Annotated in this window: 19 protein-coding genes and 1 pseudogene; 14 read left to right on the forward strand and 6 right to left on the reverse strand. The window is 46.6% G+C overall.

Going from position 1 to position 20015, the window contains the following annotated elements; all coding sequences use genetic code 11:
• The first annotated feature begins 10 nt into the window (after positions 1-10).
• Positions 11-139, forward strand: coding sequence for an OadG-related small transporter subunit (locus ACZM6M_RS03425; RefSeq protein WP_278284588.1), 129 nt, complete (start codon positions 11-13; stop codon positions 137-139).
• 88 nt (positions 140-227) lie between these two features.
• On the opposite strand, the gene ACZM6M_RS03430 is transcribed toward ACZM6M_RS03425, so the two are convergent.
• Both ACZM6M_RS03430 and ychF read right to left on the reverse strand, forming a co-directional pair.
• Positions 228-3146 carry a polysaccharide lyase 8 family protein gene (locus ACZM6M_RS03430; protein ID WP_489489705.1) on the reverse strand — a complete coding sequence of 973 codons (2919 nt, stop codon included), beginning with the start codon at positions 3144-3146 and terminating at the stop codon, positions 228-230.
• A gap of 341 nt (positions 3147-3487) precedes the next feature.
• Positions 3488-4585: a redox-regulated ATPase YchF gene (ychF, locus tag ACZM6M_RS03435; protein WP_066549480.1), complete on the reverse strand. Its 1098-nt coding sequence runs from the start codon at positions 4583-4585 to the stop codon at positions 3488-3490.
• 399 nt (positions 4586-4984) lie between these two features.
• Here ychF and ACZM6M_RS03440 point away from each other — a divergent pair, with 399 nt between their 5' ends.
• On the forward strand, positions 4985-6496 hold the full coding sequence (locus ACZM6M_RS03440; protein WP_489489759.1) for a Y-family DNA polymerase: 1512 nt from the start codon (positions 4985-4987) through the stop codon (positions 6494-6496).
• A complete protein-coding gene (locus ACZM6M_RS03445; protein WP_242963015.1) occupies positions 6493-7017 on the forward strand; it encodes a YolD-like family protein in 525 nt (174 codons plus the stop codon). The genes ACZM6M_RS03440 and ACZM6M_RS03445 overlap by 4 nt, the downstream gene beginning before the upstream one ends.
• On the opposite strand, the gene sdaAA is transcribed toward ACZM6M_RS03445, so the two are convergent.
• Both sdaAA and sdaAB read right to left on the reverse strand, forming a co-directional pair.
• Positions 7014-7895, reverse strand: a complete 882-nt coding sequence (gene sdaAA / locus ACZM6M_RS03450) for an L-serine ammonia-lyase, iron-sulfur-dependent, subunit alpha (RefSeq protein ID WP_337433965.1) — start codon at positions 7893-7895, stop codon at positions 7014-7016. The genes ACZM6M_RS03445 and sdaAA overlap by 4 nt on opposite strands.
• 45 nt (positions 7896-7940) lie before the next feature.
• Complete coding sequence (sdaAB, locus tag ACZM6M_RS03455) at positions 7941-8609, reverse strand: L-serine ammonia-lyase, iron-sulfur-dependent subunit beta (protein ID WP_066549475.1); 669 nt, start codon at positions 8607-8609, stop codon at positions 7941-7943.
• 168 nt (positions 8610-8777) lie between these two features.
• On the opposite strand from sdaAB, the gene ACZM6M_RS03460 reads away from it, so the two are divergent.
• The 9 genes from ACZM6M_RS03460 (at position 8778) to atpC (ending at position 16162) form a co-directional block, all read left to right on the forward strand.
• A complete protein-coding gene (locus ACZM6M_RS03460) occupies positions 8778-9659 on the forward strand; it encodes a LysR family transcriptional regulator (RefSeq protein ID WP_066549468.1) in 882 nt (293 codons plus the stop codon).
• Between the two features lie 292 nt (positions 9660-9951).
• Positions 9952-10638 (forward strand): F0F1 ATP synthase subunit A, encoded by a 687-nt coding sequence (locus ACZM6M_RS03465; protein WP_066549466.1) that lies wholly within the window; start codon positions 9952-9954, stop codon positions 10636-10638.
• 29 nt (positions 10639-10667) lie between these two features.
• A complete protein-coding gene (gene atpE, locus ACZM6M_RS03470) occupies positions 10668-10892 on the forward strand; it encodes an ATP synthase F0 subunit C (RefSeq protein ID WP_066549462.1) in 225 nt (74 codons plus the stop codon).
• Positions 10893-10917: 25 nt separating this feature from the next.
• Entirely contained in the window at positions 10918-11409 is a 492-nt protein-coding gene (atpF, locus tag ACZM6M_RS03475; RefSeq protein ID WP_066549460.1) for a F0F1 ATP synthase subunit B, read from the forward strand.
• A complete protein-coding gene (locus ACZM6M_RS03480; RefSeq protein WP_066549458.1) occupies positions 11402-11908 on the forward strand; it encodes a F0F1 ATP synthase subunit delta in 507 nt (168 codons plus the stop codon). Before atpF ends, ACZM6M_RS03480 begins: the two co-directional genes overlap by 8 nt.
• Positions 11909-11927: 19 nt before the next feature.
• Positions 11928-13466, forward strand: a complete 1539-nt coding sequence (atpA, locus tag ACZM6M_RS03485; RefSeq protein WP_340277060.1) for a F0F1 ATP synthase subunit alpha — start codon at positions 11928-11930, stop codon at positions 13464-13466.
• Positions 13433-14323, forward strand: a complete 891-nt coding sequence (atpG, locus tag ACZM6M_RS03490; RefSeq protein WP_484077989.1) for an ATP synthase F1 subunit gamma — start codon at positions 13433-13435, stop codon at positions 14321-14323. The genes atpA and atpG overlap by 34 nt, the downstream gene beginning before the upstream one ends.
• Positions 14324-14331: 8 nt before the next feature.
• Positions 14332-15732, forward strand: a complete 1401-nt coding sequence (atpD, locus tag ACZM6M_RS03495; protein ID WP_066549451.1) for a F0F1 ATP synthase subunit beta — start codon at positions 14332-14334, stop codon at positions 15730-15732.
• 1 nt (position 15733) lies between these two features.
• Positions 15734-16162: an ATP synthase F1 subunit epsilon gene (gene atpC / locus ACZM6M_RS03500; RefSeq protein WP_066549450.1), complete on the forward strand. Its 429-nt coding sequence runs from the start codon at positions 15734-15736 to the stop codon at positions 16160-16162.
• Between the two features lie 28 nt (positions 16163-16190).
• Here the strand turns inward: atpC and ACZM6M_RS03505 are convergent, their stop codons facing one another.
• Positions 16191-17081, reverse strand: coding sequence for a LysR family transcriptional regulator (locus ACZM6M_RS03505; protein ID WP_066549448.1), 891 nt, complete (start codon positions 17079-17081; stop codon positions 16191-16193).
• A 216-nt stretch (positions 17082-17297) separates the two neighbouring features.
• Here ACZM6M_RS03505 and ACZM6M_RS03510 point away from each other — a divergent pair.
• Positions 17298-18230 (forward strand): annotated as a pseudogene (locus ACZM6M_RS03510) (type I phosphomannose isomerase catalytic subunit); the annotation flags it as partial.
• Entirely contained in the window at positions 18213-19052 is an 840-nt protein-coding gene (locus ACZM6M_RS03515) for a DUF7402 domain-containing protein (RefSeq protein ID WP_066550929.1), read from the forward strand. The pseudogene ACZM6M_RS03510 and the gene ACZM6M_RS03515, both read left to right, overlap by 18 nt.
• Here the strand turns inward: ACZM6M_RS03515 and ACZM6M_RS03520 are convergent.
• A complete protein-coding gene (locus ACZM6M_RS03520) occupies positions 19049-19975 on the reverse strand; it encodes a LysR family transcriptional regulator (protein WP_066549441.1) in 927 nt (308 codons plus the stop codon). The genes ACZM6M_RS03515 and ACZM6M_RS03520 overlap by 4 nt on opposite strands.
• Positions 19976-20015: the final 40 nt, after the last annotated feature.

Below are 20015 nucleotides of genomic sequence, written 5' to 3' on the forward strand. Positions count from 1 at the left end.
AGGAAGGTTTATGAATAACATGGCAATTGCCCTGGAAATCATGGCAAAGGGAATGGGTGGAATTTTTGTTGCTATTTTTGTGATCATGCTGGCAGTGATCGTTTTGGGAAAGATTACTGGTGGCAAGAAGGACGAATAGAAACTGCTTTTAGAAAAATTAGTGTAAAAAGGCGCCGCTGTAGAGAATGCGGCGCCTTTTTTAGTTTTTAGAGCAGATTGCCGTACGTTTACTGGATCACTGCCCGCATGGTTTTTCCGCACATTCCGTTTACATTAAATTCCAGATAAACAGAGCCGTTTTCAGTACGGATCGTGATACCGTCATCTGCTTCGATCAGTTTGCCGGATATGGGAAGCTCCTGAAGCTTCAGGCAGATCGTTCCTGTATTGAGCATGGTGGGGTCGGACAGGGCGATGGTAAAGGCTCCGTTGTTTTCCTGAACCATCACAGATGCCTGGCTGTCGCAGCTGATCCGGTCTGTCTGTCCGCCTGCTTCATCCCAGAAGTTTACAGCCAGAGTGTTGGTGGAATGATTGTTTACGGCCTGCAGCTTCTCAGAGTTTTCAAGTATTTCCACATCAGGAGACTGGCTGTAGGCTTTCGTTTCTTCGCTGGTCATATCCGGAAGGAGAACATAGCTGTAGGTATCATTTTCCGGTGCAGCGCCGTGGTCAAACCAGCATGTGAAATAGGAGCGCTCAGCAGTTTCCTCCTCTGTCTTTAGATCGCCTTTGATCTGGTGATAGCTTCCGGTTCTGGTACTGCCCATGATGTGAACGTCCTGTTTTTCAGGGAAGTAGTAGCCAATATCAGAGCCGGTTTCGGTATTTCCTTTTAAATGAAGCCACTGGGGAGAAATGATCTGCTCCTCAGGCATGATCCATTCTCCTGCATCGGAGCTTATCTGATTGGAACCGCCGCTGTTTAATTTCCGGTTTTCCACAGTGGTGATTACCGGAGCGTCTGAACCGCTGTTTTGGATTCCCGCACCCAGACAGACAATCTCATCATCAAACATGAAGTAGGACTTTTCTGCACGGAAGCTGTCTGCATAGACAGTAGAAGAGGCATTGCTTTGATCCCCATTGGATACTGCAGTGCCGTTTACCTTCATTCCGCTGACTCCGGTCGTTCCGATCGAGGTGCCGCCCACCCAGTTTTCAGGAGAGAGAAAATCGCCGCCCTGATGGAATCCGCTGGAATCAGGCTCGCCGTTGTCGACTTCTTCTGCCACGATGGTTGTTCCCGGCAGTCTCAGGGGATCCACGGTATCCCAGAAGTGATCCGTATACTGCTGCTTATCATCATTATAGAGATAGGTCATTCCGAACCCGGTGAACCAGCCTTTCAGGTTCTCGTCGTTCATGATCTCGCAGTTGCTGATGCGGCTGGAATACATACTGATGCCGAACAGATAATCAGTGGTCCGGTGTATGGTGCGGTCCATGTAAGGATATACCTGGTGCATCGCTGCTTCGGCTGAGGAGGTATCGATGGTATCGTCTGCCATGATTTCTTTCAGGCTTGAAAATACGGAGATATCCTTTACTCCGGCCAGGAACTGCTCTTCACCGGACTGGCTTACCCATGTTTTTACAGCGCCGCGGATCTGTGCGGCAGTTTCCGGAGAAACGATATCAATGGTTTGGACGATCATTTCAATGATCTGCTGTCCGGCAGCCCGGTCAGTCAGATCGGGTCTGGAAATGGCTCTGCCACGGAGCATATCCAGCGCAGCGCCCTGATAGATAGAAGGAAGATAGCCCTTGACTACGTAGGATTCCAGCATTTTGGCGTTTTCCGGAGAAAGAGCCCAGGGGCTGTCTGCCAGCAGAGAGCTTAAGCGCACGGAGCCTTTCAGAAAATCAATGCCGTAGGAAGCCGTGTAGGGTACGGTACCGTGGTCAATGTAGGAGCCGTCTTCATAAAATCCATTTGCATAGACATAGTTTCCGTCTTTCAGTTCCGGTTTCTGAAAGCGTTCCAGGGTAGTGGCAGCTGCCTGCTTTGCAAGAGCCAGATATTCGCTGTCTTCACACACCAGGCCAAGGCCGACGGATGTGTAGGCGCAATCCATCAGGTTTGCGCTGGCGGCAGGCGCATAGCCGGAAGGAAGGGTACTGGCAGTACCTAAAACAGCCAGATGAAATGGATCGGGCATGAAGAATTCCACGCCTTTTACAAATTTGCGGCTTTGCTCTTTGGGAATATCATCATAAATATAGAGGACAGCCGGAAGGACGTTCTTTGGCATTCCGATTTCCCAGTTCCACCAGTTGTCGGTTTCGGAGCGGGGATAGTAGCAGTTATCGGTCAGCCAGTCCAAAATATTGACAATATCCGTTAAGAGGGCTTCATTTTTATAGTAGGAACTGGAAGGGGATGCGTAGGCTTTGGCCATAGCCTCTGCCTTCTGATAACTTTTGCGGAATTTTGCGGCGTCATTTTTGTAGTTTTCTTCATCGCCTCCTGCAAGATCCTCCGCCCAGGGAACGCCTGCGCAGCCGCTGCCTTTATAAAGGTAGCTGTTCCATGCATTGTCACAGGCCTGGTCTGTGGCCTGGATCATAGCAGCGGCAGCGGGAGAGGATATATCTATATTTCCTCCGGTCAGACGCTCTACATAGCGGGTACGGAGTGTCTGAAAATCCTCTTTGGATGTTTCGGGAAGCTGATCCTCTGAAAAAATCCGAACTTCCATAGGAAAGATCCGGCGATTGCCGTTTTTGTCCTCCGCTACTGCAAACAGATGATTGCCTTTTTCAAGAGCAGTAATGGTTCCGTCTGGTTCGATTTTTAAAAGATGTTCTGCAGAGGCATAACCGGCTGTGCGTTCCCCGTCCGTTTCTCCGTCGCTTAGCGGATACTTTTTCTGGCTGCCTCCTACGGTTTTCATGCCGTTTGTGACAGTCCAGCGGATTTCGCCCTTAAAATTGGCCGGGAGCGGCAGCCTGGTGGATTCTCCTTTTACAAGAACCACGGGCTCTGCCCAGGATTCTCCTTCTGCGGGTTCTGCGGTCGGAGCTGCGTTTATGTCCGCGGTAGAATCCGGAATGGTGTCTGTTTTTGTGCTGTTCATCTGGCAGCCGGCTGCGCTGACTGTCATGCAGGAAATCAGGGCAGCGATCAGTGCTTTTTTGTACATTGCATTTCCTCCTTTTTTATGAACGGTATTCATGAACGTTTGATGCGAGCAGAACAAGGTGTTCGCGGTATTGTGAGTTTACTTCAGTTTACCAATATATTTACCAAAGTTTACAAGACATATATACCATTATTTTACCAATAAATCAAGACAAACTGAAAAAAGTTTACAAAAAAATGGGAAAACAGACGAAATAATGATTGATCTGAGCAAAAAAGAAGCTTATAGCTGTTTCGGTGGGGATAGAAAGAAAAAAACCGCCTGCTACCAGATGGTATATCAGGCGGTAATGAAGGAGAATCATAAAACAAGATCGATCTCCCTCTGGCAAAATGATTAAATTATACATTAAAACGGAACAGAACCACATCTCCGTCCTTCATGACGTATTCCTTGCCCTCAGAACGCACAAGTCCCTTTTCTTTTGCGGCATTCATGCTTCCGCAGGCCATAAGATCGTCATAGTTTACAACCTCTGCCCGGATAAAGCCGCGTTCAAAATCGCTGTGGATTTTTCCGGCAGCCTGAGGTGCCTTGGTGCCTACTTTAATGGTCCATGCTCTGGACTCCTGAGGACCTGCAGTCAGATAGCTCATAAGTCCCAGAATACGGTAGCTGGCAGCGATGAGCTTCTCAAGTCCGGACTCTGTTAAGCCCAGATCATCAAGGAACATTTTCTTTTCATCTTCCTCAAGCTCTGCAATTTCCTGCTCGATTTCTGCACAGATCACAAATACCTCACAGTCATTTTCTGCTGCAAACTGGCGTACCTCAGATACATACCGGTTGGAAGCGCCGTCATCTGCCAGATCATCCTCGGAAACATTGGCAGCAAAGATAACAGGCTTCCAGGTCAGCAAATCCAGCGTGTTGATAAATGCGCGGTCATCCTCGTCTTCGGGTTCAAAGCTGCGGGCCAGCTTTCCATCCTCCAGATGTGCTTTGATCGCCTTTAAAAGAGCGACCTCCTTTGCCAGCTCCTTATTGTTAAATGCGCCTTTGGACTGCTTTGCGATCCGGCGCTCCAGGATTTCGATATCAGAGAAGATCAGTTCCAGATTGATGGTTTCAATGTCGCGGACCGGATCTACGCTTCCGTCTACATGAATCACATTAGGGTCATCAAAGCAGCGCACCACATGGACGATCGCGTCTACCTCCCGGATATTGGAAAGAAACTGATTTCCCAGACCTTCACCTTTGGAAGCTCCCTTTACCAGACCTGCAATATCTACAAATTCAATCACTGCATGGGTGGTTTTTTCGGAGTTATACATGGCGGTCAGCTTGTCCAGCCTCTCATCGGGAACCGGTACAACGCCTACATTGGGATCGATGGTACAGAAGGGATAATTGGCAGACTCGGCGCCTGCTTTTGTGAGAGAATTAAAAAGTGTACTTTTTCCTACATTCGGAAGTCCGACGATACCTAATTTCATTTTTATCTTTACCTGTTCAGAAACCCTTGATTTATGCGGGTTTCTGCCTTTCTCTATATTTCTTTTATTGTATGTTAAAAAAGTCTGATGCAGATATAAAGTATATCACAGGGATTCCGTTTTTTCAATCACTGAAGTGGAAATACGGGGTGTTTCGCAGCAGTTCAGCCCTGCAAAAAAGATGTTTCTTTTTGGTTTATTTCTGGTAAACTATGTTTATAGGCACACGGGCTGTATTTTAGCCGGTGTAAAGCCCGTGGATCCGGTTGTTAACTGCATGATCCTGCCATATGATGTACACGATTTAAGGATACGTTTTGCAGCTTTGTTGTTTATTATGTTCGTTGACAGCCCATAAGGAAAGGAGGTTTTCCATTGTCCCGTCCACAGCAAGACCGCATGTATATAGCCATTGATTTAAAATCCTTTTACGCCTCCGTAGAGTGTGTGGAGCGGGGGCTGGATCCTTTAAAGACCAATCTGGTAGTTGCGGATATAAGCCGTACGGAAAAAACCATCTGTCTGGCAGTGTCCCCCTCCCTTAAGGCCCATGGCATTTTCGGCCGCGCAAGGCTTTTTGAGGTGGTTCAGAGGACAAAGGAGGTAAATGCCCTTCGCAGATTAAACGCACCGGGAAGGAAGCTTACAGGGGAGTCCTGGAAGGATGATGAATTAAAGGCAGACCCGTCTCTGGCTCTTTCTTACATCATTGCTCCGCCCAGAATGGCGGAATATATGAAATGGAGCGCCAGGATTTACAATATTTATCTGAAATACATTGCGCCGGAGGATATTCATGTCTATTCCATTGACGAGGTGTTTATGGATGTAACCCAGTATCTGGAAATTTATGGTATGACTCCCGCACAGCTGGCTGGAAAAATAATCAGGGATGTGCTGGCACAGACCGGGATAACAGCATCAGGAGGGATTGCACCGAATCTTTACCTGTGTAAAGCTGCCTTGGACATTGTTGCAAAGCATGTGTCCCCGGATGAGGATGGGGTGCGGATCGCCCAGCTAAATGAGATGTCTTACCGCAGGCTCTTATGGGATCACCGGCCTTTGACGGATTTTTGGAGAGTTGGAAAGGGATACGCCCGAAAACTGGAAGAAAATGGAATCTATACCATGGGAGATGTGGCAAGATGTTCCCTGGGAAAGCAGGGAGAGGCCCACAGCGAGGAACTGTTGTACCGGCTGTTTGGGATCAATGCAGAGCTTTTGATCGATCACGCCTGGGGATGGGAACCCTGCACGATTCAGGATATCAAGTCCTATAAGCCTCAGACGAACAGCCTTTGTTCCGGTCAGGTGCTGCGCGGTCCGTCCTCCTGGGATCAGGCCAGACTGGTGGTGAAGGAAATGGCTGATCAGCTTGCGTTAGATTTGGTAGAAAAAGGGCTGGTTACGGATCAGATCGTGCTTACTGTGGGCTATGACAGGGAAAATCTGACCGATCCGTTGCGCAGAGGCGCCTATGGGGGAGAGATCACCTCCGACCGGTATGGCCGTCCTGTTCCAAAGCATGCACACGGTACCCGGAATCTGGATCAGCCCACCTCCTCAGCCAGAAAGCTCAGGGAAGCGGCGGCAGCTCTTTTTGACCGGATCGCGGATCCGGGGCTTCTGGTTCGCAGGCTTTATGTGACAGCCGGACGGGCCGTGCCGGAGGAAAATATAAAAAAAGAAGAGGTTTATGAACAGCTGGATCTGTTTACCGATTATATGGCGTTAGAGCAGCAGAGAAAGAAGGAAAATGAGGCGCTGGAACGGGAAAAGAAAATGCAGCAGGCTATGGTGGATATTCGGAAAAAGTTTGGGAAAAACGCTATTTTAAAGGGAATGAATCTGGAGGAAGGCGCTACGGCCAGAGAACGAAACCGTCAGATCGGAGGTCATAAAGCATGATCGGGAAAAATAACAGGCTTTATACAGGCCCGGATGCAGAATGGGAGCGAAGGGTAAGAGAGAGCATGGAGGCAGGAAAAGAATGGGCTTTTAAAGTTCCGTCCCATGCGTATGATGATATCATTCATCTGCCTCACCATGTATCCTCTGTCCATCCTCCCATGTCTCTTCACGACCGGGCGGCTCAGTTTTCGCCCTTTGCTGCCCTGAGTGGCTTTGAAGGGGAAATAAGGGAAACAGAGAGGCTTACAGAGGGGAAAATAGAACTGGATGAGGAAGAAGCGGGCCGGCTGGACGAAAGGCTCAGACAGATCCGGCAGCATCTTTCCGTCTGCCCCCGTGTTTCTCTTACCTGGTTTTTGCCGGATGAGAGAAAGAACGGAGGCTCCTATGAAAGGGCTGCCGGAAGGGTAAAAAAGCTGGATCCGGTCCAGGGGCTTCTTGTCTTCACGGACGGAAGGAAGATCCCGCTGGAGCAAATTGTCTGGATTGAAGAAGAGACGGGGATATCTGATTTTTAAGAACAGTGTCCGTTGCAGCCGTACTGACATCCCGTAGGCGTTACGGCACAGCCGCCCATGGCAGTTTCCCGAAGTTCGCCGGGAAGTTTTTTGCCTACGGTATACATAGCTTCCAGCATTTCATCAAAGGGAATCAGCTGGGGGATTCCAGCCAAAGCCAGTTCTGCAGCGATCATGGCATTTGCTACACCGGAAGCATTTCTCATCTGGCAGGGATATTCAACCAGACCGCCTACCGGATCGCAGACCAGTCCCAGCATATTCATAAGAACTGTGCTTGCAGCATAGAGACACTGGCGAGGTGAGCCTCCCATAAGTTCTACGGCGGCAGAAGCAGCCATGGCAGAAGCAACGCCTACTTCGGCCTGACAGCCGCCTACTGCGCCTGCTACAGTGGCATTGCGCATGGCCAGATATCCGATTGCTCCGGCATTAAACAAAGCATCAACAGCCTGACTGTCAGAAAAATCATGTTCCTCTTTTAAAGAAAGAACTACTCCGGGGACAATACCTGAGGAGCCTGCAGTGGGGGCAGCTACGATCAGACCCATGGAGGCATTGACCTCCAGTACAGCCATGGCATAGGTAATTCCCCGGCTGACTGCTGTACCGCAGATGTTTTTTTCAGCTTTAAAAAGCTGATTCAGCTGTTTTGCTTCTCCTCCGATGAGGCCGCCGATGGATTTTCCGGGGGAGGAAATAGGGGAGAGGGCTGCCTCTTTCATAATATTCCATGCAGTTTCCATTCGTGTGTATATGGAAGATTCTGTTTTTTCTGTCTGGTCACTTTCGCGTAAAAGCATAGCTCTGGAAATGCTTATTTTTTCTTTTTCACAAAATTCCAACAATTCTTTTCCGTTCTTAAAATCAGTATTCATGATCTGGATTCTCCTTTTGTATATGAAACGTATTCGGAAAATGAGTTACAGATGAACCAGCATTACATTTCGCACAGAAGGATTCTGGCAGATTTTTTCGCTGACAGAATCCGGAAGCTCATCATCAGATTCTACGATAGAGTAAGCAGTCTGTCCTTTTTCTTCACGGAAGAGTTTCATAAAGGCAATATTGATGTTTTCTTCTGCCAGACAGCGTGTAATGTGGGCCACAACACCGGGAGTATCCTGATGGATTACAATAGCAGTGCTGTATTCACCGGTAAAGTCTACGTCTACCTGATTGATACGGCTGATGCGGATTTTTCCGCCGCCTAAAGATTCTCCCCGCACTGTAAGTGTCTGACCGTCTTCATTAACCATGGTAATATCTACAGTATTGGGATGATCTACCTCTTCTGTCTCGTTGATATGAAAATGGTATTCAAGTCCTTTTTCTTCAGCAATGGAGAAAGAGTCAGGGATACGTTTGTCATCAGTCGTAAATCCCATAATACCGCCCAGAAGAGCCCGGTCAGTTCCGTGACCACGGTAGGTTTTGGCAAAAGAGCCGTAGAGGGTAAAATCCACTTTTTTTAAAGGTCCGTTTATCATTTTCTGAGCCAAAAAGGCCAGGGAATCAGCACCTGCGGTATGGGAGCTGGAAGGCCCGATCATGTTGGGGCCTATTACATCAAAAACACTGATAAATGCCATAATGCAGTTCCTTTCTGTTTTCTGGTATTGCCATAGATCTGGAGTATAGTTTTATCCTTGACGTTACTATATATAAAGTATATCATGTAGAATAGGAAGAATCAAATTCATGGATTATATAGATTGATTGAAAAAAATTCATAACAGGATTGAAAAGGAGAGAATGAGGTGGAGATACGTCAGATACAGTCTTTTGTAACCATTACTCAGACAGGAAGCTTTTCCGGAGCAGCCCAGTTACTGGGATATTCCCAGTCAGCAATTACGGTTCAGATTCGTCTTCTGGAGGAAGAACTGGGAGTCAGGCTGTTTGACCGTATGGGTAAAAAGATAGGCCTGACTTCCCAGGGAAAGCGTTTTTTACTTTGCGCAGATGAGATACTAAAGCAGGTACAAATGGCAGGAGAGTTGAAAAATACAGGGGAAGAGCTTAAGGATCCTCTTCATATCGGTACCCTGACATCCATCTGCTTTTCAAAGTTTCCTCCGATTCTGCAGTATTTCAGAGAGCACCATCCCAGGGTTCCTATTCGTATTACCACTGCATCTCCGGGAGAACTGATTGACATGATGGAGCATAATCAGCTGGATCTGGTTTACCTGTTGGATCGTTCACGCTACAGTGATCGATGGGAAAAGGTGATGGAGGTACCGGAACCGGTGATGTTTGTGGCTTCTCCACGGTTTCATTTGGCCGGGCAGAAGGAGATTTATCTGGAGCAGCTTCTGAAAGAGCCTTTTCTTCTGACAGAGAGAAACGAAAACTACCGCAGGGAGCTGGATCAGTTTCTGGAATCCAGAGGAGTAACACTGACTCCGTTTTTGGAAATCAGCAGTACGGAATTTATTATACGTATGGTGTGTGAAAACAGAGGAATTACCTATCTGCCGTATTTTGCCGTGGAGAAGAATATAGAAGAAAAAAATCTTATGGTACTTAATGTGCCTGATTTTAAGCTTCAGATGTATCGTCAGATCTTTTATTATAAAAACAAATGGAAAACTCCGGAAATGGAGGAATTTATCCGTTTAGCCCGTGAACTGCGGTAGCGAAAATTTCGCTCCGCAGTTTTTTGTCTATAAAAATAGGTTTAAAAACAGGATAACAATTCATATATTTTTAAATCACAATGAAATAAAAATAAGCCTTCCATTAAAAAATCACAAATAATTTTCCAAAATCCCCAAAGCCTATTATGGGAAAATTATGCATATTTTATTTTCATAATGTGAAAGTTATCAATTTATAACAATTTCCATATTTGAAATGGGAATATCAGGTGGCTATAATAGCGTCGAAATGAAAAAGAAACCGTTTTGGAGGAAAGGATGGTGAGATAAGTTGGATCAGCTGGTTGAATCATTGATGGAAGAATTGAATTGTAACACTGTATTTACAATTCCCATATTTGGAGGAATTCAGGTCTTTGAATCTGTGGTGGTAACCTGGATAATCATGGCAGTTCTGATGGGGGCTTCCCTGATCCTGACCAGACATTTGAAGGTCAGGAATATAAGTACACGTCAGGCAGCGCTGGAAAGTGGCTTTTCATTTGTTTACAGCTTCTTTTCAGATCTGCTGGGAGAAGAGGGAAAAGAATATATTCCCTATCTGATCACAGTAGCGGTTTATATTGCAATTGCAAACATGATCGGCCTTTTGGGATTTAAATCTCCCACAAAGGATCTGAATGTAACTGCATCACTGGCGGTTATGAGTATTATTTTAGTAGAGGCTGCAGGAATCCGCAGTAAAGGCGTAAAGGGCTGGATCAGAAGTTTTGCGGAGCCAATACCCATTGTTGCGCCGATTAATGTGCTGGAGCTTTTTATCCGTCCGCTGTCACTGTGCATGCGTTTGTTTGGAAATGTATTGGGAGCAATTGTGGTCATGGCTTTAATAAAGTATCTTGTGCCTCTGGTGCTTCCCCTTCCGTTCAGCGGATATTTTGATATATTTGATGGAGTGATACAGGCATACGTGTTTGTTTTTCTTACATCATTATATATAAAAGAGGCAATTGAATAAACAAAAACAAATAAAAGGAGATTGAAAAAATGTCAGGAATTATCGCAATTGGAGCAGCAGTAGCAGTTATTACAGGAATTGGAGCAGGAATTGGAATCGGTATGGCAACTTCTAAAGCAGTTGATGCAATCGCAAGACAGCCTGAGGCAGACGGTAAGATCACAAAGGCTCTTCTGCTGGGATGTGCCCTTGCAGAGGCTACTGCAATTTATGGTTTTGTTATCGGCCTTCTGATTATCCTGTTTTTAAAGTAAGTTGGAATAGAAAGGCATTTTGAATATGTTAAGAATAAGCGTTTGGAATATTGCTTTTACGATCATTAATATTCTGGTGCTGTTTTTCTTCATGAGGCACTTCCTGATGAAACCTGTCATGGAAATTCTGGAGGAAAGAAAGAAGCTGGTGGAAAAGGATCTGGACGAGGCAGACAGATCAAAAATCCAGGCAGCAGAACTCAAAGAGAGGTATGAGGCATCTCTTGCAGCTGCTGAAAAAGAGGCCGACTGTATCGTAGCAAAGGCCAGGCAGCAGGCGCAGAGTGAATATGAACGTATGATGGAACAGGCAGATCAGGATGCCAGGAAAAAACTGCAGGCTTCTGAAAAGACCATGGAACTGGAACGGGAAAAGGTATTAAATGAATTGAGAACCTCTGTAACAGGACTTGCCATGACAGCTGCCGCAAGGCTTTTGACAGAGAAGAACAGCCCGGAATGGAATAAACGGCAGTATGATGTATTTCTGGCAGGTGAAGGTGAGAAGAATGACTGAACAGACACGGATGTACGGAAGGGTTCTTTATGAATTGCATCTTCCTGAAAAAATGGTATGTGAGATGGTAAAGGTTATTCGGGAAAATCCACTGTTGGTTCAGATCCTGTCAGATCCGGTGCTGCCGTCATTTAAAAAGGACAGAATAATTGAAAAAGTGTGGCGGGCCTCTGAGTTTACGGAAATAGTACCTTCCTTTCTGAAAAAGGTATGTGCAGCAGGCTGTATTGGCAGTATGGATTCCATACTGTCAGTATGGGAACAGTGCCTGAGGGATGAAAAAGGAATTATTCAGGCAGAACTTTTTTACGTTACACCGCCAGATGAGGAGGAACTTCAGAAAATCCGCAGATTTTTGTGTGGAAAATATGGAAAAAAAGAGGTTCAGTTTATACTGGCGTCTGCCCCGGAACTGATCGGAGGTTTTCTTCTTCGAACAGAAAATGTGGAATATGACTATAGTCTGAAAAGCCGGTTAGAAGAACTTTTTGGTATATAGGAGAATAGGAGTTATCATTATGAGTACAATCAGTTCTCAGGAAGTTATCTCCATCGTAAAGGGCGAGATTGAGGATTACGATGCTCATGCAGGCAGAATTCGTGAAACCGGATCTGTAATCTGGGTGGGAGATGGAATTGCCATTGTATATGGAATCGATCACGCTATGTATGGAGAGATTGTGATATTTGAAAACGGTGTTCGCGGTATGGTTCAGGACATTCGTAAAAATGAGATTGGCTGTATCCTTTTTGGAAAAGATACAGGAATTATGGAAGGTACAAAGGTAACAAGGACAAGAAAACGGGCTGGAGTTCCTGTGGGAAGCGGATTTTTAGGTCGTGTCGTCAATGCGCTCGGTGATACTATAGACGGTCTTGGTCCTGTAAAAGAAGAGGATTATTATCCGGTAGAGCGGGAGGCTCCCGGAATAGTGGAAAGAAAATCCGTAAGTGTTCCAATGGAAACGGGTATTCTTGCTATTGATTCCATGTTCCCTATTGGCCGGGGGCAGCGAGAGCTGATTATCGGTGACCGTCAGACTGGGAAAACATCCATTGCACTGGATACTATTATCAATCAGAAAGGAAAGGATGTAATCTGTATCTATGTTGCTATAGGACAGAAGGCATCTACAGTTGCAAAGCTGGTTAATACTCTGAAAAATAAGGATGCACTGGATTATACGGTGGTGATGGCGTCTACAGCCAGCGATCCGGCTCCTCTGCAGTATATTGCCCCTTACGCAGGAACTGCAATGGCGGAATATTTTATGCATCAGGGAAAAGATGTGCTGATCGTCTATGACGATCTGTCCAAGCATGCTGTAGCGTACAGAGCGCTGTCTCTGCTTTTGGAACGCTCTCCGGGCCGTGAAGCATATCCGGGAGATGTATTCTATCTTCATTCCAGACTTCTGGAACGGTCCTGCCGGTTAAATGACCAGCTTGGAGGAGGGTCGATCACAGCTCTCCCTGTTATAGAAACACAGGCGGGAGACGTGTCAGCTTATATTCCCACTAATGTTATTTCTATTACAGACGGACAGATTTTCCTGGAAAGCGATCTGTTTTTTGCAGGTATGCGTCCGGCAGTGAATGTGGGACTTTCCGTATCACGTGTGGGAGGAGCTGCTCAGACCAAGGCCATGAAAAAGGCCAGCGGAAGTATACGAATTGATCTGGCCCAGTATCGCGAGATGGAGGTTTTTACTCAGTTCAGTTCAGATTTGGATGAGGCTACAAAGGAGCAGCTGGCTTACGGAAAACGTCTGATGGAGCTGTTAAAGCAGCCTTTGGGCCGTCCCTTATCTCTTCATGAACAGGTGATTACGCTGTGTGCCGTGACACATAAGGTCATGCTCACGGCAGAGGTCAGACAGATCAAGGAATTCCAGATGGGAATGCTGGAGTGGTTTGACCGGAAACATCCGGAACTTGGAAATGAGATTGAGGAAACGAAGGTCTTAAGCGATGAGCTTGCAGACAGGATCGTGGCTGCGGCGAACGAGTTTAAGGAGGCAGTATGGCAAACGCAAGAGAGATCCAGAGCCGTATAAAAAGTATTAAGGATACACGCAAGATCACAAATGCCATGTATTTGATCTCATCAACCAAGCTGAAAAAAAGCAGAAAGCTTCTGACAGATACAGAACCTTATTTTTATACTCTGCAGGGAGTAATACGACGTATTCTGCGTCATATGGAGGTTACAGAGCATCCGTTTTTTGACATGAGAGAAGAGATTCCCAACGGTCAGCGTTCCAGAGGGTTGGTTGTGATCACAGGAGATAAGGGGCTTGCAGGTGCGTATAACCACAATATTCTGAAATTGGCAGGTGAGTGGATGGAAGAAAGCGGGAATAATCACCTGTATGTGGTTGGAGAACTGGGAAGACAGTATTTTTCTGCCCGGCATATTCCCATAGAAGAGCAGTTCCATTATACGGTTCAGAATCCATCCATGCACCGGGCAAGAATGATTGCTTCCCGTGTCCTTCAGGATTTTATGGATAAACGTCTGGATGAAGTCTGGGTTATTTATACAGAAATGGTAAATTCCATGAAAATGGAGGCACGGACAGAACAGCTCCTGCCTCTGAAAAAAGAAGATTTTGGAAGTCTTGTGATTCCGGCGGATACTCATCAGGAGGAGATCCAGATGGTTCCTTCTCCTGAAGCAGTACTGGATCATGTAGTACCCAATTATGTAACCGGCTTTGTATTTGGCGCCCTGGTGGAGTCTTTCTGCAGTGAACAGAATTCACGAATGATGGCTATGCAGTCTGCAAGTGATAATGGGGCAAAGCTGCTGAATGAGCTGGCTGTTGAATATAATCGTGTGCGTCAGGCTGCCATTACTCAGGAAATCACTGAGGTAATAGGCGGAGCCAGATCACAGAGAAAGAAACGATAGGAGGAGCCATGAATAAAGGAAAGATCGTGCAGGTTATGGGACCTGTAGTAGATGTGGCATTTGAGAATGGCGCTCTTCCCCATATTCAGGATGCCCTTGTGACATACAACGAAGGAAAACGCTGTGTAATGGAGGTGGCTCAGCATATTGGCGGAGATGTAGTCCGCTGCGTAATGCTGGCTTCCAGCGAGGGCCTGTATAAGGATATGGAGGTTGAGGCGACCGGAAGAGGGATCTGTGTGCCGGTAGGAGAGAAAACACTGGGACGGCTCTTTAATGTTCTGGGTGAAACAATTGACGGCGGAGAAAGTCTGGAAAAAGAGGAAAAGTGGGTTATTCACAGAGATCCGCCATCCTTTGAAGACCAGAGTCCCGTAGTTGAAATGCTGGAAACAGGAATCAAGGTGATTGACCTTCTTGCTCCGTATGCAAAAGGAGGAAAAATCGGACTTTTTGGCGGCGCCGGAGTAGGAAAGACAGTGCTGATCCAGGAGCTGATCACCAACATAGCAATGGAACATGGCGGATACTCCATTTTTACCGGAGTCGGTGAACGTTCCAGAGAGGGAAATGATCTTTGGACAGAAATGGGAGAATCCGGAGTGCTTAAAAAAACAGCGCTGGTGTTTGGACAGATGAACGAGCCGCCGGGGGCCCGTATGAGAGTAGCGGAAACAGGGCTTACCATGGCAGAATACTTCCGCGATGTACAGCATCAGGATGTGCTGCTGTTTATTGATAATATTTTCCGTTTTGTTCAGGCAGGCTCTGAGGTCTCGGCTCTTTTGGGACGTATGCCCTCTGCTGTAGGATATCAGCCGACGCTGGCAACCGATGTAGGCGCACTTCAGGAGCGGATCGCATCTACAAAAAACGGATCTGTTACCTCGGTACAGGCAGTTTATGTGCCTGCAGATGATTTGACAGATCCGGCGCCCGCCACAACCTTTGCCCACCTGGATGCAACCACAGTCCTTTCCAGAAAAATTGTAGAACAGGGAATTTATCCGGCAGTGGATCCTCTGGAATCCACATCGCGTATTCTGGAAGAGGATGTAGTAGGTAAAGAGCATTATGAGGTGGCAAATAAGGTGCAGCAGATGCTTCAGAAATACAAGGAGCTGCAGGACATTATCGCTATCCTCGGTATGGAGGAGTTGTCTGAGGAGGATAAGCTTACGGTAGGGCGCGCCAGAAAAATACAGAGATTTTTGTCTCAGCCCTTCCATGTAGCTGAGAATTTTACCGGTGTTCCGGGAAAATATGTACCTGTTAAGGAAACGGTCCGGGGCTTTAAGATGATCATTGACGGAGAAATGGATTCTTATCCGGAAGCAGCCTTCTTTAATGTGGGAACCATTGATGAAGTGATCGAAAAAGCCAGGTCCATGGAGGAAAAGGAGCGGTAATATGTCAACATTCTGGCTTAAGGTCATCGCAAGTGACCATACGTTTTATAATGGAAACTGTGAAATGCTGGTCGTTCCTGCCCATGATGGGGAATTTGGAATTCTTCCACATATGGAGGCAATGATCCTGGCGATCCGGGAAGGCGTATTGAAATTCCGCATTCCCGGATCCAAGGAGATAGAAGAGGCTGTAGTGGGAACAGGGATTGTTCAGGTAGCGAACAACAGAGTCACTGTTGTTACTGACACAGCAGAGCGGCCGGAGGATATTGACCGGATCAGGGCTGAGCAGGCTTTGGAAAGAGCCAGGGAGCAGCTGCGCCAGAAACAGAGCATTGCGGAATACAAAATGTCTCAGGCGGCCCTGGCGCGGGCCCTGAACAGGCTGCAGGTTAGCCAGAAAAAGGGAACTTATTATAACGGCCTGTAGGAAGATTTATAAGCGGTCTGCACAACGCTCAGATCCAGCGGGAATTGCGGACCAGAAAGCTGCAGAAATCGTTTAATACAGATTTATCCACACTTTTAGGGGATCGGGTAAGCGTGATCTGACGGCGGCACACCTGTCCTTCTATAGGGAGAAGCCTGACGGGGGAACTGCTCTGGGAATTCCATTCGGAGGGGAGAGGTCCCCATGAATACTGGGGCCAGAAGCCGATTCCCATTCCGGCGGCAATCAGATTGCGTACAGACTCAGTTGTGTCACTTTCAAAAACAATTCTGGGTGTAAAGCCAGCCTCCATAAAATAACTGTTGGTAATCTGGCGGATGGGTCTTGATCCTGCCAGACAGATATATCCGGCATCTTTTGTATCTGTCAGCCGTATGGAAGTGCGGTGACCATATGGAGAATGGGTGGGAACTGCAAGGTAAAGGTCTTCTTCCAGCATTACAATGGGCTGTTCGCCTGTGGGCGAAGGAATATCTGCCCGTCGGGCGGAAACACAGAGATCATAGTCATCAGACTGATCAGAAGTCTGATACAGCTGGAAATTCACATCCGGACGGAGACTGCGAAAGGCAATAATCCTGTTGGTGATTAAAGCAGACGCAGATAAAAGACGAAGCCGTATGGTATGAATAGCCTGTTCTCTTCCCATCTGCAGCTCTGCTGCCAGCTGGTCCAGGCTGCTTATAATAGGAATCAGCCGTTTTTGCAGGAAGCGCCCGGCGTCATTTAATTCAATAGAGCGGCTTTTGCGTTCAAACAGAGGAACGCCAAGTTCCGCTTCCAGACGGTGGATTGCCTGAGAAAGAGCGGGCTGGGCAATCTGAAGATGTTCAGCAGCCTTTGTTATATGCTGGTATTCGGCTGCTGTGAGAAAATATCGCAATTGAAGAAGTTCCATATGTATCACCTCAAAAAAATATTTATGAAATATAGCATGAAGAAGCAGATATGTCAATGCACGGACTGCTTCTTTTTGTATGTGTTTTACAGTTTAGCTCACCTTTTAAAAGGAAAACGCTTGACGGATAAGCCAGGTACGGCTAAGATGAACATGAGTGCTGTCTCTGTTTTGAAACAGGATCAGATACAGTAAAGATAGAAAGGTGTGTGTAAAATGTACGAACTGTTATTTTTGAAACCGATTTTCAAAGAGGCCGTATGGGGCGGAAACCGGCTGAAGGATCAGTTTGGCTATGAAATCCCAAGCGACCATACCGGTGAGTGCTGGGCTATCAGTGCTCATGAAAATGGAGACTGTGAAGTGGCAGAGGGAGAATATAAGGGACAGCGTTTGTCTGTCTTATGGGCAGAGCATCCGGAATTATTTGGCAATGAGGATGGGTGTCTGGGAGATCGCTTCCCTCTTCTTATAAAGATTATTGATGCAAAGGATGATTTAAGCATCCAGGTTCATCCGGATGATGCATATGCCGCAGCCAATGAAAATGGTTCTCTGGGAAAGACAGAATGCTGGTACATTCTGGATTGTGAGCCGGATACTTCTATTGTTATAGGGCATCATGCAAAAGATAAGGAAGAGCTGAAGCAGATGGTGGAGCAGGGAAATTATTCTCAGCTGATCCGTCAGATCCCGGTTCATAAGGGAGATTTCTTCCAGATCGATCCGGGCTGTGTTCATGCTATCAAAGGCGGTACTGTGATTCTGGAGACGCAGCAGTCCAGTGATGTAACGTATCGTGTGTACGATTATGACAGAAAGTGGAACGGAGCGCCCAGAATGCTCCATGTAAAGGAAAGCCTGGACGTGATCAAGACCCCCTTTGTACCTGCAAAGGATCAGAGAAAATCGTACCATACAGAGGCGGCGGATCAGGAGCATCTGGAAACCTGCCCATTTTATACCGTAGAGAAATTCGAGGTTCATGGCTGCTGGCAGCATAAGTTTTCAGATCGTTTTGCCAATGTGAGCGTTCTGGAAGGAGAAGGAACGGTAGATGGAATTCCGGTAAAGAAGGGAACGCACTTTATTGTCCCGGCAGGTCATAATGTCTGTGAATTTAAGGGAAATATGACTCTTATCTGCTCCTGGATCCCGGCAGAGGCAAAGGAGACAAAAGAGGATCAGATTTCTATCCGTGTTTCAGACTGGAAGGGTCATACCAAGGCATTTGCACAGGATCCGGAGGAAAGCATACTGGCATTTAAGGATGTATATGAGCCGGGAGATATCATTCAGTTTCATTTTCCTGAAACAGAAGGGTATTATATGGTACGTGTAGATGATACCATGGATGAAGCTCTGGTATATATGACAAAGAAGGATCTTACGTTTGAGGTACCGTTTGATGAAAAGAAATTCTCCTACAATCCCAAGAGTTTTACTGGTGTGCGTCATTATCTGACCTGCCGTAAGGCTGCTTCATGGGAAACCGGTATTTATCGTAATCTGGCTAAAAATGTGCTTGATCAGCACGGGGACAGAGGCTGCTATCCTCATGCTTCTGCAAATGTGGAAACAAGAGGGGAGTCTGTTTTTGCAGCCCGTAATGCAATTGATGGCGTAACCGCTACTCTGAGTCACGGAAAATGGCCATATGAGTCCTGGGGCATCAACCGCAGAGATGATGCGGAACTTTTGCTGGAGTTTGGCCGTCCGGTGGACATCGATCAGGTGCGTTTGTGGACCAGAGCTGATTTTCCGCATGATAACTGGTGGGTCAGCGCAGTTCTTACCTTTTCAGACGGCACCAGAGAGGTGGTAAATATGGAAAAGAGCGAGAAGGCTCATACCTTTGCCATTACAAAGAAGGGGATTACCTGGGTACGCCTGTCTGATCTGATCAAGGCAGACGATCCATCTCCATTCCCGGCTTTAACCCAGATTGAGGTTTATGGAAAAGAAGCTTAGGAAGAGCTGTTTCCATATATTTTTAACAGATCTATATAATCTTTAACATGTTTTGGCATATACCTTCCGGGCCGGCAGGCTGCAATGGTTGTGGTAAGGACAGGCTTTTCTCCTACACAATAGCAGCCTGGCCGATCTGAACGAAGAGATGCCATATAGTTGAAATAACTTTCCGGTGCAAAGGCAGCTCCCATTCCGTCCATAGCAAGTTTGATGGACATCTGGCTGTTGCGTGTATGCAGAAGTACCGGAGGATTAATTTCATGCCGGGCGAAGAGATCCCTGGCGATGCCGCCGGTGTTCTGATCCGGATATAAAAGAATAAAATTTTCCTGAGAGAGCTTTTTTAAATCCAGCCATGGATGAGAAAAGCCCTCTTTTTTTTCGGCCTCTTTTTCAAGAGGATGGCCTTCCGGCAGTATCAGTACGATTTCCTCTGTGCGGATAACCTGATAATCTAATAATTTTGGAAAAGTATGTACATTATAAATTGTAAGGTCAATAGAGGTATTTTTCAGCGTCTGTTCAGCGACAAAGCTGACTTCCTCCATAATGTTAATTGTCACATGAGGATAGCGCCGGTGGAATTCCATCAGAGTAGGCTGCAGTAAAGTGCTTCCGAGCATGATGGGAATGGCAATATTGAGCCGTCCATGGGCTCTTCGGGTAATATCTTCATATTCCTGATCCCATTCCTGGCCAAAGGCTGCGATCTGTTCGGCATAGTATAGATAGCGTTCTCCCATATAAGTAGGGATGTATCCCTGTTCCAGACGGGAAAAGAGGGGGGAGCCAAGCTGCTGTTCCAGATTCTTGAGGTATTTGCTGAGAGAAGGCTGGGAGATAAACAGGGCTTTTGCTGCTTTTCCGATGCTTTTATAGTGTGCAATAGCCAGAATGTAGCGTGCTTCTTTTAAATCCATGGATTAACCTCCTTTTTAATCAGTATATCATAGCTTTACT

Source organism: Enterocloster sp. (assembly GCF_057861365.1).